At 66.5% G+C, this 12,562-nt stretch carries 9 protein-coding genes; 6 read left to right on the forward strand and 3 right to left on the reverse strand.

Features of this window, described 5'->3' with window-relative positions:
* Positions 1-3,282 (reverse strand): AfsR/SARP family transcriptional regulator, encoded by a 3,282-nt coding sequence (locus B9C43_RS50015; RefSeq protein WP_084434334.1) that lies wholly within the window; start codon positions 3,280-3,282, stop codon positions 1-3.
* A gap of 317 nt (positions 3,283-3,599) precedes the next feature.
* Between B9C43_RS50015 and B9C43_RS50020 the strand changes: the two genes are divergently transcribed.
* The 4 genes from B9C43_RS50020 (at position 3,600) to B9C43_RS50035 (ending at position 8,582) form a co-directional block, all read left to right on the forward strand.
* On the forward strand, positions 3,600-4,787 hold the full coding sequence (locus B9C43_RS50020) for an FAD-dependent monooxygenase (RefSeq protein ID WP_084434335.1): 1,188 nt from the start codon (positions 3,600-3,602) through the stop codon (positions 4,785-4,787).
* A 344-nt stretch (positions 4,788-5,131) separates the two neighbouring features.
* The gene (locus tag B9C43_RS50025) at positions 5,132-6,496 is read left to right on the forward strand and encodes a GntP family permease (protein ID WP_084434356.1); all 1,365 of its coding nucleotides are present in this window, start codon (positions 5,132-5,134) and stop codon (positions 6,494-6,496) included.
* Between the two features lie 17 nt (positions 6,497-6,513).
* On the forward strand, positions 6,514-7,689 hold the full coding sequence (locus tag B9C43_RS50030; protein WP_084434336.1) for a CaiB/BaiF CoA transferase family protein: 1,176 nt from the start codon (positions 6,514-6,516) through the stop codon (positions 7,687-7,689).
* Positions 7,686-8,582: a beta/alpha barrel domain-containing protein gene (locus B9C43_RS50035; protein WP_084434337.1), complete on the forward strand. Its 897-nt coding sequence runs from the start codon at positions 7,686-7,688 to the stop codon at positions 8,580-8,582. The genes B9C43_RS50030 and B9C43_RS50035 overlap by 4 nt, the downstream gene beginning before the upstream one ends.
* Here B9C43_RS50035 and B9C43_RS50040 read toward each other — a convergent pair.
* The gene (locus B9C43_RS50040; protein WP_033381870.1) at positions 8,571-9,362 is read right to left on the reverse strand and encodes an IclR family transcriptional regulator; all 792 of its coding nucleotides are present in this window, start codon (positions 9,360-9,362) and stop codon (positions 8,571-8,573) included. The genes B9C43_RS50035 and B9C43_RS50040 overlap by 12 nt on opposite strands.
* 67 nt (positions 9,363-9,429) lie before the next feature.
* Positions 9,430-10,764 carry a ferredoxin reductase family protein gene (locus B9C43_RS50045; protein WP_235039300.1) on the reverse strand — a complete coding sequence of 445 codons (1,335 nt, stop codon included), beginning with the start codon at positions 10,762-10,764 and terminating at the stop codon, positions 9,430-9,432.
* A gap of 289 nt (positions 10,765-11,053) precedes the next feature.
* Here B9C43_RS50045 and B9C43_RS50050 point away from each other — a divergent pair, with 289 nt between their 5' ends.
* Positions 11,054-12,223 carry an HNH endonuclease signature motif containing protein gene (locus tag B9C43_RS50050; protein WP_084434339.1) on the forward strand — a complete coding sequence of 390 codons (1,170 nt, stop codon included), beginning with the start codon at positions 11,054-11,056 and terminating at the stop codon, positions 12,221-12,223.
* 161 nt (positions 12,224-12,384) lie between these two features.
* A partial coding sequence (locus B9C43_RS50055; RefSeq protein WP_235039301.1) for a transposase occupies positions 12,385-12,562 on the forward strand: 178 nt, incomplete at its 3' end.

Here is a 12,562-nt window from a genome sequence, read left to right on the forward strand (position 1 = left end):
TCAGTGGGGCACCTTGATCAGGGTCTGGAGTTGCTCGACCTCAGGCGTGCCGAGACGGGTGCAGATCGCCAGGGCTTCCTCCCAGTGGGAAACCGCTGACTGCGGACCGTCGGTTTCGGACATCGCCAGGCCCAGCGCCCGCAAGGCGCGCCCTTCGCCAAGCGGGTAGTTGATCTCACGATAGATGTCCAGGGCGTGCCGCGCCTGCGTTTTGGCGTGATCGGCTTGTCCAACGTCGGTCAAGATCTCCGAAAGCGCGACCAACGCGTGTGCTTCGTGCGGCCGCATGCCGCTCTGCCTGCTGCCCCGCAAAGCGGCCTGACCGGCGAGAATCCCGTCGTTGTGCTTGCCGAGGCCACGCCGGGCGCTGGCCAGCCCGATCAACGCCTCGATCTCGGCCTTGCGCAGACTGATCGCTTTGGACAACCGCAGCGCCGACTCGTGGTAACCGGCGGCGTCGTCGAAGCGCCCCACCAGCCTGCACGCCACCCCGAGCGTGTTCAACGCGTTGCACTCGCTGCGGCGGTCGCCGGTCTCCCTTGCCATCACGCGGGCACGCTCGGCCTCGGCCAACGCCTTGTCGTACGCGCCCATGTCACAGTGCACTACGGCCAGGGAGAACGAAGCGGACGTCTCGTGGTACCGAGTGCCGACCTGCCGGTACAGCGTCATGGCCTGTGCGTGCATCCGCAGCGCTTCGTCGAACCGTCCCATGTGGCCGTACACCACTCCGGTGCAGTGCACCGCGAGCGCTTCGCCGTACCGGCTCTTGATCTCCCTGTTGAGCTCCAATGCCTTGTCGTAGTGCGGCAATGCGTCCTCGAACCGTCCAAGGTCGACCAAGGCGAACCCGAGCCCGATGTGCGTGTTGGCCTGGCCGTGCCGGTTTTCGGTGCGCCGGTAGAGATCCAGTGCCTGCGTCAGGTCCTCGACGGCCTTGTCCAGCCTGCCGAGGAACACGCACGCCAGGCCGGACCACTTGACGATCTCCGCCTCGAGGCGTGGTTCGTCGAGATCCCTGGCCAACGGCAGCGCTTGTGCCTCGTACTCCAGCGCCTGCTCGTAGGAGCTCAGGCAGAAATGAGCGTGTGCCTGGCTGTGCAACATCGCCGCTTGTCCGGCGAGGTCGTTGTCGAGATCCGCGGCCCGCAGGCCAAGGACAGCCGTCTCCATCCAGTCGGGGACGACCATCCTGGTGTAGAAGTAGCCGCGCAGGACATGGGCGAGCCGCCACGAGATCGGCCGCGGGCCGTGCTGGGTGGCGTGCCGCACCGAGGCGAGCAGGCTGGGCCGCTCGGTCTCCAGCCACGTGATGGCCTCGACGATGTCGGTGAACCCCATCGGGTGAATGTCCGTGTCGACGGAATCGAGCAGGCTCTCGATCTCCGGATACAGCGCGTGCGTCGCCGAACCTGTGCTGTGCAGGTACCACGTGAACAGGCGGCGCAGCGCGTCGTCGATGTCCTGCTCGCCGTCGATGTCCTTCGCGCGTTCCGCGGCGTAGAGCCGGATGAGGTCGTGGAACTGGAATCGCCCTGGTGTCAGGCGTTCGATCAGGTGCGCTGAGGCGAGCCCGGCCAGCAGCCGCGTGGTCTGGTCCTCGGGCATGCCGGCGAGCGCCGCGGCCGCCGCGGGGGCGAAGTCCGGTCCGGGAACCAGGCCGAGCAGCCGGAACAACCTGGCCGCGTCCGCCGGAAGCGTCTGGTACGACAGGTCGAACGAGGCCCGCACCGCGGCTTGCTGGTCGTGTTCGATGCCGAGCTGGCTCAGCCGGTCGCCTTCCGCCAGCTGCGCGAGGTAGCCGCCGACGGTCTGGCTGACGTGGCCTGCCAGGTGCGCCGCGGCGATGCGCAGCGCCAACGGCAGGTAGCCGCATAGTTTCGCCAGCTGGGCCACGTGGTCGGCTTCGGTTGTCGACCGTTCGTCACCGATGGTCGTGGTGAGCAGGTTGACCGCTTCGTCCGCCGTGAGGACGTCGAGCACGAGCCTGCGCGCACCATCGAGCGCGGCCAGCCCGCGCAGGTCGACGCGGCTGGTGATCAACACCAGGCAGCTGGCGCTGCCCGGCAGCAACGGCCGCACCTGGTCCGGGCTCATCGCGTTGTCCAGCAGCACAAGCATCCGCTTGTCGGCCATCAGCGACCGGTACATCGCGGCCTGTTCGTCCTGATCGACCGGGATCTGTTCCTGGGGCACGCCAAGTGCGCGCAGGAACCTCGCCAGCGCCTCGCCCGGTTCCATCGGCGGGCTCTGGGCGTAGCCACGGAGGTTGACGTACAACTGGCCGTCGGGCAGATGCGGAGTCGCCTGGTGGGCCCAGTGCAGGGCGAGCGCGGTCTTGCCGACGCCCGCGATGCCCTCGATCGCGGAGATCACCACGGCCCCGCCTGACCGGTCCGCGCTGGGCAGCAGCGCGTCGAGCTGCCGCATGTACTCCTCGCGGCCGGTGAAGTTGGCGACGTCCGTGGGCAGCTGCCGCGGCACCGGCCTGGCAACGGCAGGCGCTTGCGGTTTCTGCTCGGACGGCGAACGCAAGGTCGGATCGCCCGACAGGATCCGCCGGTGCAGCTCCTGCAGCGCCGGTCCTGGCTGGATGCCGAGCTCGTCGGCCAGCACCCGGTAGACGTCCTGGTACATCGCCAGCGCCTCGGCCTGCCTGCCGGAGCGGTAGAGCACCAGCATCGCCTGTTCCCGCAGCCGTTCCCGCAGCGGATGCGCGGCGATCAAGCCGTTCAGCTCGGGAATGAGCTCGGCGGTCTTGCCCAGGTTGAGCTTGACCTCCACCCGCTGCTCGACCGCGGAGATGTAGGCCTCGTCCAGGCTGGCGGACTGCTGCGCGACCAGCTCACCGGACACGCCGGACAACGCGGTCCCGCGCCAGAGCTCCAGAGCGGCGTCCAGTTCGGTGGCCGCCTGCTCGAACTTGCCCGCGGCGGATGCGGCCCGGCCGCGTTCGACATGCGCCCGGAAAACTTCCAGGTCCAGCTCACCCGGCTGGACGTGCAACAGGTAACCGGTCTTGTAGGTGACGATCCGGTCGAGACCGGTCGGATCGACGTCGCCGAAAGCTTTACGGAGCCGGAAAACATAGGTGTGCAGGGCCGCGGTCGCCGAATTGGGCGGGTTGTCGCCCCACACAGCTGTGGTCAACCGTTCATAGGACACCGTGCGATTCGCCTGGAGGATCAAGGCGGCCAGCAGGGTCACCGCCCGCCCGCCGCCCAGCCGAGCCTGACCACCCTCTCCATGGACCTCGACTGGGCCCAGGATTCGGAACTCCATCAAACGCCCCCGCTGATCTTCAGCGCCAAGGTGCCGGGTGCGGGCCTCGGCACGAGACGACACTACTCAAAGTCACCGTCCCGGTCTACGACACGGGCGGGCCCAAACGCCGCAAAACACTGTCCGAGCAGTGCGTTTATCGACTGTAAGCGGACGTATAGCCGGGGTTCAGGCACCCATCGCATACTGCTTACGAGGCGGGAGGGGCCTGGGCACCAGGACTGGGGGGAACTGCCGGGCCGAGCTGGCGTCTGGGGGACCAGCTCGGCCCGGATTTCCACCATCGGGCCGACCCAGACTGGATAGAGCCGACTGCGATGACCAAAGCGCTGGTAATCGGTGGCGGGATAGGCGGCGCCACGGCCGCCATGGCACTGCAGAAGGCCGGTATCGACTCGGTCGTCTACGAGGCCTATCCCACGGACGCGGAGAACATCGGCGCGTTCCTCACCGTGATGAACAACGGAATGACCGCCCTGCGGGCAATCGACGTCCACCAACCCGTGATCGACAACTCCTTCGCCGCGACCGGCGCGGAGTACATCAGCGCGACCGGGAAATGGGTGAACGAGCGGAAGTACCCGCAGAACAACGGAACCATCAACCTGCCGCGAACGCTGAAACGCGGCGCGCTCAACCGCATCATGCACACCGAACTGCGCGCCCGCGGCATACCGGTGAAGCACAGCAAACGCCTTGAGCACGCGGAAACCCAGGCCGACGGCACGGTGGTCGCCCACTTCGCCGACGGCACGTCCGACTGCGGCGACCTGCTGATCGGGGCCGACGGCCTGCACTCGGTCACCCGCAAGATCATCGACCCGGACGCGATCCAGCCTCGTTACGTCGGCCTGACGATCCTGCTCGGCTACACCGACAAAGCCACCCCGAAGTCACCCCCCGGCCTTTTCCAGATGTACTACGGCAAACGCGCCTTCTTCGGGTACATAGTGGACACAAATGGGGAGACGTGGTGGTTCGCCCGCATTCCAGGGCCGGAGATCGCCAAACACGCGTTGCGTGACACCCCGACCGAGCAGTGGCGGCGGACCGCGGCCAGTTTCTTCACCGACGACGACATCCCGGCGGTCGAGATCATCGAGAAACCGGGCACGATCTTCCCGGTCAACACCTACGACCTGCCCTCGGTGCGGCATTGGCACAACTCGTCGATGGTGCTGCTCGGAGACTCGGCCCACGCGGTCTCCCCCTCCGCGGGTCAAGGAGCGTCGTTGACCGTCGAGGACAGTGTGGTGCTGGCGAAGTGCCTGCGTGATCTGCCTGATCTGCCGACGGCGTTCTCGACCTACGAGAACCTGCGCCGCAATAGGGTCGAACAAGTGATCAGGACGGCGATGAAAGCCGATCCGGCGGCGATCCGCCTGCGCGTGTTCCACCGCCTGCTGCACGACCTCAAGATCAGCCGGGAGGAGACGCGAGGACGGCATCCGCACTCGTGGATCTACGACTACCGGCTCGACTGGGACAGCCCCATACCGACCTGATCCACTGATCGTCGCGTTGGCCCGTGACACGGGAGGCGGGCGTTCGTTGATGCTCAACGGGCACCTCGGGGCGCGCACGCGGCGACCGAACGGGTCGATCTCACGTCACTGCACCACCTCACCGACATCCTCACCGACACGATCGCTGACTTCTGCGCCTGACGCCCAGTCACTGTGCCGCAGCCCTCTTGACGCTGTCCTCACCTCGCGACACGCCGGTGTGACCGGTCATGCACGGGTAAAGGTTGACTCGTATCGTGGGTAAATGCTCATAATGTGAGCAACCTTCGACAGGAAGGCGACGCCCACTGGGTGCAATGTCGCACGAGTGAACGGACATGTGGATGTCGGACACAGCGATTCTCGTCAACACCGCCGTCGCGGTGGTTGCCATCGTGGTACTCATCGTTCGGTTCAAGCTGAACCCGCTGGTCGCGCTGGTTCTCGGCTCTTGTTACCTGGGGCTGGCGGCCGGCTTGGGGGTGAGCAAGACCGTCGAGACGGTCGGCAAGGGATTCGGCGACATCCTCGCTGAAATCGGCCTGCTCATCGCGTTCGGCGTCCTGATGGGCGCCATCCTGCGGGATCTGCGCGCGATCGAGCGCCTGGTCGACAAGTTATTCCACGTGTTCGGGCCCAAGCGGATCCCGCACGCGATGGCCCTGACGATCACGACCTTCCTGCAGTCGATCTACCTCGACGTGCTGCTCGTCATCTCCGCGCCACTGGCCAGGGCGATCGCGCCCAAGCTGGGCAAGTACGGCACCGCGAGGATGGCCACCGCGCTGGCGATCGGCCTGGAATGCGGCATCGTCTTCACCGTGCCGGGCGTCGGCGCGCTGGCACTGGCCGGTCTGCTCGACGTACCGCTCGGCACGTACCTGCTCTACGGGCTGATCGTGGTCATCCCGACCGTCGCCATCGCGATCACCATCACCACGTTCCTGCTCACGCGCGGCTGGTGGAAGCCCGAACTCGACGAGCAGGAGCTGCCGCAGGCCCCGAACCCCGAGCCGGAGCCCACCAGCACCGGCGGAACCAGCACACTGACCAAGACCAAGACCGAACCGCGGCTGGTCCTGCTGTTCGCGCCGCTGCTCACCGCTTTGGTGCTCGTGGCAGTCGGTGCCATCGCCAAGATGGCGAACTGGTCCAACCCGGTCGTCGACCTGCTGTCCAGCCCGATGATCGCGCTGCTGATCGGTCTTGTCGGCACGTGCCTGGTCGGGCGCAAGTACATGGGACAGCCCAAGGTCGAAGAGTCGCTCGCCACCGGTCTGCGCCAAAGTGGACAGATCCTGCTGCTCAGCGGTGTCGGTGGTTCGCTTGCCGCGACCATCAAAGCCGTTGGCGTCGGCGACATCCTGGGCAAGTACCTCTCGGCGAGCACGTGGGCACCGTTGCTCGTGGTCTGGGCACTGGCCGCAGTCCTGCACGTCGCCGTCGGTTCAGTGACGATCTCGGCGATCACGGCCGCGGGCCTGCTCGCACCGATCGCACCCGCACTCGGACTCTCCCCCGTGCTCATCGCCTTGGCCGCCGGTGCGGGCTCGCTGTTCCTCGTGCACCTCACCAGCAACACGTTCTGGCTACTGCAATCCCTGATGGGACAGACCACCAGGGGTGCACTCAAAACCTGCTCAGCGGGCGTATCCATCGCTTCCGTCGTCGCGATGGGACCGATCCTCGCACTGAGTATCTTCCTGTAAAACGAGAAAGGGCATTCATGCGCCTGCCACTGGACGGCCTGCGGGTCCTCGAACTCGGCAACTACATCGCCGGGCCGACCGCCGGACGGATGCTCGCGGACTTCGGCGCAGAGGTGATCAAGGTCGAGCGGCCCGGTAAGGGCGACGAACTGCGCAACTGGCGGTTGTACGCCGGCGATGTGTCCATGCTGTTCCGGACCATCAACCGCAACAAGAAGTCCGTCGTGCTCGACCTCAAGACGCCCGAAGGCCGCGACACCGTGCTCGAACTGGTTCGGCAGTGCGACGTCGTGATCGAGAACTTCCGCCCCGGCACGCTCGAACGCTGGCAACTCGGCCCCGCCGAGCTGGAGAAGGCCAACCCGGACATCATCCTCGCGCGCATCTCCGCGTTCGGGCAGACCGGGCCGCTGGCTGGGCGACCGGGGTTCGCAGCCGTCGCGGAAGCCATGGGCGGGCTGCGCAACTTGGTGGGCGAGGCCGACCGGCCACCGTCGCGGGTAGGGGTTTCCCTAGGCGATTCGGTGGCCGGGTTGTACGCGGCGTTCGGTGTGATGGTCGAGCTTTTCCAACGGCAGAACGGCGGGCCGCGACGCCCGCTCAGCGAGCGCGTCGTCGATGTGGCCTTGCACGAAGCCGTGTTCTCGATGATGGAGTCGCTCGTGCCGGACTACCAGGCGTACGGCGTGGAGCGGCAGCGAGTCGGTGGGCGGATGGAAGGCATCGCGCCTTCGAACGCGTACGAATGCCTCGACGGGACCAGCGTGGTGATCGCGGGCAACGGCGATTCGATCTTCCGGCGTTACATGCTCGCCATCGGCAGGCCCGACCTCGCTGACGATCCCGGCCTGGCCAGCAACGCGGGCCGCTGGGGCCGGCGCGACGAACTGGACGACGCCATCGCCGCGTGGACCAAGACGCTCACCCGCGCCGAAGTCCTCAAAGTCCTTGACGAGGCAGGGGTTCCGGCGGGGCCGATCTACACGGCCGCGGACATCTGCGCGGACGAGCAGTACCGCGAACGCGGGATGATCCAGCACTTCTCGGTCGACGTCGGCGCGGACGAGCCAGCCGAAGTCGGCTTCCCCGGGATCGTGCCGCTGATCGGCCCGCGATCGCTCCCGGTCCGGTCGATCGGCCCGGATCTCGGTGCCGACACCGAGGACGTACTCAGCACTTTGGAGACACGATGACAACGCTGCGAGATGTGACTCTGCGGGACGGTCTGCAGCTGACCGGAAAGCAGCTGCCGGCCGGCCGGAAGGTCGGCATCGTGCGCGAACTCCTGCGCCTGGGCGTGCCCAGCATCGAGATCGGCTCGATGGCCAGGCCGGGTCTGGTGCCGTCCATGGCGAACACGCTGGAAGTGATCGAACGGCTGACGCCCGACGAGCTCGCCCGGTGCTGGGTATGGGTGGCAACGCCAAGGCACATCGAGAAAGCAGCCGCGGCCGGTGCGGTGAACTTCCAGTACTGTCTGTCCGCTTCGGACAAACACAACCAGGCGAACATCGGGCGCAGCACCGAAGCCAGCCTCGAAGCGATGCCCGCCGCCGTCGAGCACGCCCGGGGCGGCCGAGTCCAGTTGTGCATCGCGACGTCGTTCACGTGCCCGTTCGAGGGCCCTGTGCCGGAGGAACGCGTCCTCGCGATCGCCGACGACCCCAGGACCGACGGAGCCGAGGACATCGTCATCTGTGACACGCTCGGACAGGCCGTTCCCGCGCAGGTCACCAGCCTGATCAGCAAGGTGGGCACGCGGCGGCGGATCGTGTACCACGGCCACGACACGTGGGGCCTCGGCGTGGCGAACTCCCTGGCCGCGATCGCAGCGGGCGCCGCTGAGGTCGACGGCGCGCTCGGCGGGCTGGGCGGCTGCCCGTTCGCACCCGGTGCCAGCGGAAACGCGTCAACCGAGGACCTGCTGTTCGCGCTGCGGCCGGACTGGCTGACGCCCGCGATCTTCGCCGAGCTGGTGGGTCTCACCGACGGTCTGCTCGCTGAACTGGGCGAACCGAACCGGTCGCGTGCCGTGCAAGGCGCGCACTCCAGCGCGACGGCGTTCCCCTGGGCCCTAGTCGGGTAGCCGGCCGCCGAGCGCGCGCGTGATCCGTTCCGCGTTCTCGACCAGCAGCTCCACCCACTCGACGCACGTCTCGTACGGCATGCGCAGCGTGGGGCCCTGGACCGTCAACGCGCCGACCAGGTCAGCGGCCGAGTCGAACACCGGCGCGGCAATACCGGACGCGCCATCGACGCGTTCACCGACGGTAATCGCGTAGCCGTCCGCGTGTGTCTGCTTGATCAAGGTCCGCATGGTGTCCCGGTCGGTCACCGTGCTCTCGGTGAGCTGCGGCAGCTCGTGCGAAAGGACCTGCTCAGCGAGCTTCGGCTGCCACGCCAGCAGCACCCGGCCGGACGCGCCGACGGTCAACGGCGCGATCCGGCCGACCGACACCTCCCGCCGCAGGATGTGGTGCGTCTCGGCGACCGCGATGCACACCCGGACCTCGCCTTCGGCACGGAAGAAGCACGCGGTCTCGCCGGTCAGGTCGCGCAGGTCCTTGAGCACCGGGTTGATCACGGCGAGCTCGTCGAAGTCCTTGGCGGCGGCCGCGGCCCAGAACGCCATCCGCACGCCGATCCGGAACCGGTCCTCGACCCGGTCGAGGAACCCGTTGGCCACGAGGTTGGTCACCAGGCGCTGCACGGTGGAGGTGGGGATGCCGGTCGCCTGCTGGATCTCGCGCAACGTCAGCACGGGCTGCTTCAGCGTGAAGGCGTTCAGGATCTCGGTGATCTTGCCAAGGACGAGCAGGGGCGTGTGCCCGGACGCGCTGGCCTTCTGCTCTTCCTTGCCGCTCATACGATTGAAAATACGGCAGAGAGTCGCCGAAGGTCAGCAAGGGCCTTCGGCGACTCTGGTCACGGCGTCATGCCATGCTGAACTTCTCGGTGTGGATCTGGCTGTCGGGCACGCCCAGCTTGCGCAGCGAGTCCTCGACGGCTTCGGTCATCGCGGTCGGGCCGCAGATGTACACGTCCCGTTCCCTGATGTCGGGAACCGCGGTGCGCAGCGTGCCCGGCTCGAACGGCCGTGCGCCCTGATCGGTCCGGCCGGTGAGCACGTGCAGCCTGCCGCGGCGGACCGACACCAGGTGCTGGAGTTCGTGCAGCAGAACGGCTTCGCTCTCGTGGCGGACCCGGTAGAGCACGATGACGTTGCCGGTCGGGTCCTCCTCCAGCAACGCCCGGATCGGCGTGACGCCGACGCCGCCCGCGATCAGCAGAATGCCGTGCTTGGTGCGGTGCTGCGCGGTGAAGGCCCCGTACGGTCCTTCCATGAACACGCGGCTGCCGACCTGGATGTTACGCAGGTTGGTGCTGCCGTCGCCGACGGCTTTGGCGGTGAGACGCAGGCCCTGACCGTTGGGCGCCGCTGAGAGCGAGAACGGGTTCGCCAGCCACCAGTGCCGGTGCCCCGGGAACCGCCAGATCGAGAACTGACCGGCCCTGGCGGGGAGCTTGTCCAGGTTACGACCGGTGACGTGGATTGAGACCACGTTGGGCGCCTCGGGAACCACAGCGGACACCCGGAACTGGTGATACTTGTTGCGCCACAACGGAACCACGATCCGCCCGGCGATCAACGACCCGAACGCGAAGATCCACAGCGCCCACCAGTAGATCATCGCGAACGTGGAGGAGGCGAACGTGGTCGTCTCCAGCAACTGGTGCACGAACGCCAGCCCGAGCGCCACGTACAGCAGCATGTGCACGCCGTGCCAGGTCTCGTAGCGCAGCTTGCGGCGGATGGGCCGGATGGACACAACGCCGATCACGATGATGATGGTGGCGGCCAGCATGCCCAGCAGCGATGCAGTCACCCCGGCCAGCGCGCCGAACGTCTTCAGCATCGACACGCCGTCGAGCGTCGCGTAGCCGAGCACGACGATCGTCGCGTGCGTGAGCACGGTCCAGAGCAACGTGAACCCGATCCACCGATGCCACACCGTGAGCCGGTCCATGCCGATCCGCCGGTCCAGCCACGGCAGCCGGGCCACCAGCAGGAGCTGGAACATCATCACGACGGCGGCGTGCAGGCCGAAGAACTTGGCGACGGTGAGGATCTCGTTCTTGCCGGTGCCCGCGGTGAAGAACAGGACCTCGACGATCGCCAGGTTGACGACCACGAACGCCCACATCGCCAGCCGCGCCTGGGTGACCGGCGATAAAGACCTTTGCCGTACCTGTGTACTCGTCGCCACTGCCGTACCTCTCAAATTCCTGCCCGATTCGTCCAGTCCCGATCGGGGGGTGCACAGTATCCACTCCCGCGACGCCGAGACGGTTCACCACAACCCGGATCGTTACCCCCACACGGGACTATCGCGTCCATGTTGGACACCGTTGCCCTTGGGCACGGATCCTGACGCTGGGCCGGTTCCTCGGCGGCAACTCGATTCCTGCGGTGACACAACGGCACCTGCCGCGAGACAGCAGCAAACCACCCGATGCAGTGAACTATGTTTAACCATTTTCCGATAAATTGAACACATGAGCGAACAACTGACGATCACCCGCCACGAACCCCCGCCCGACATCCCGGTGGAACTGATGAACAGGGAGGAAACCCTCAACTACATCCGCGACCGCTACCAAGCCAGGAACGCCATCGACGCCGAACTCATCCACGGCCTCGCCCACTTCGCCGAACTCACCCCACCCCAACGCCCCGGCATCGACCTCGGCGACGGCGCAGCCGAGGAACTCGCCCTCGAACTGAACCTCAGCCCCAACACGACGGCGAAACAACTCCACCAGGCCCACACCATGGTCACCCGACTACCAGCCACAGTGGACGCATTGCGCACAGGCAGGATCGACTACATGCGCGCCAAAGCCGTCCACGACTACACCACAGACCTTGACGACGACCAAGCCGCCGAGGTGGAGAAGCGTGTGCTGGACGGTGGACAGTGCGAGAACCTGACCAAGTTCAAACACGCGCTGAACCGAGAAGTCATCAGAGCTGACCCCGTTGGCGCCGAAGAACGACGGAGACTTGCCAAGGCCCGGCGTGACGTGTCCAAATGGACCAAGCCCGACGGCACGTCATCGTTGAACATCACCCTGCAACCGCACGAGGCCGAACAGGCCTATGCCCAGATCGAGCTCATCGCCAAACAGACCAAGAAGTGCCGGGCCGACGTGTTCATGGATCTGGTGATGGGCAAGAAGATCGACCGCCCGCCAGTCACCGTGAACGTGGTCGTCCCGATGACAACCCTGATGGGCCTCAACCAAGAACCCGGCGAAATCTCCGGAGTCGGCCCCATCACCGCCGAGTACGCCCGCGAACTCGCCCGGCACGCCACGTGGCGCCGCATCATCACCGACCCCACCGGCCAAGTGCTGGAGGTCAGCAACCGCAGGTTCGCCTCCCCCGCCCTCAAACGCCACATCCAACTGCGAGACCGAACATGCCGCCAACCCGGCTGTACAACACCAGCCGAACGCTGCGAAACCGACCACACAACCACCTACGCCACCGGAGGCACGACCAGCGCCGACAACCTCACAATGTTCTGCAAGCGCCACAACCTCATGCGCCAACGCACAAACTGGGACCTCGTCCAACCAAAACCAGGCACACTCGTCATCCGCACCCCATCCAACCGAACAGTCACCACAACCCCAGACCCGTACGAAGTCCCACCCTTCTAGGGGCCGTAAAACGGGACTGTTTCAAGATCGGTGTTTCTGGCCTGACACGCCGGGAGTGATCTCGGCGGGATTGGGCACGATGTGTGATGACACTGGATGTTGTGAGTCCACGAGCCACAGGCAGGAAGAAGGCCGCGAAGCCGCGGTCGGCGCAGGAAGAGCTGGCGGCCCGGTTGGTCGCGCAGGCGCAGGAGCAGGGGTTGGCGTTGACCGGCCCGGACGGTCTGCTCAAGCAGTTGACCAAGACGGTGCTGGAAGCCGCGCTGAACGCGGAGATGACCGAGCATCTCGGCCACGAAAAGCACCAGGCTGAGCCCGGCCGGGCGGGCTCGAACGTGC

This window comes from Kibdelosporangium aridum (genome assembly GCF_900176515.1).
GTDB classification, from domain to species: Bacteria; Actinomycetota; Actinomycetes; order Mycobacteriales; family Pseudonocardiaceae; genus Kibdelosporangium; species Kibdelosporangium aridum.

Coding starts and splice junctions, on each gene's coding strand:
- B9C43_RS50025 (WP_084434356.1), top strand. CDS start 5,132: ATGTCGGACACAGCGATTCTCGTCAACACCGCCGTCGCGGTGGTTGCC.
- B9C43_RS50035 (WP_084434337.1), top strand. CDS start 7,686: ATGACAACGCTGCGAGATGTGACTCTGCGGGACGGTCTGCAGCTGACC.
- B9C43_RS50050 (WP_084434339.1), top strand. CDS start 11,054: ATGAGCGAACAACTGACGATCACCCGCCACGAACCCCCGCCCGACATC.
- B9C43_RS50020 (WP_084434335.1), top strand. CDS start 3,600: ATGACCAAAGCGCTGGTAATCGGTGGCGGGATAGGCGGCGCCACGGCC.
- B9C43_RS50015 (WP_084434334.1), bottom strand. CDS start 3,282: ATGGAGTTCCGAATCCTGGGCCCAGTCGAGGTCCATGGAGAGGGTGGT.
- B9C43_RS50040 (WP_033381870.1), bottom strand. CDS start 9,362: ATGAGCGGCAAGGAAGAGCAGAAGGCCAGCGCGTCCGGGCACACGCCC.
- B9C43_RS50030 (WP_084434336.1), top strand. CDS start 6,514: ATGCGCCTGCCACTGGACGGCCTGCGGGTCCTCGAACTCGGCAACTAC.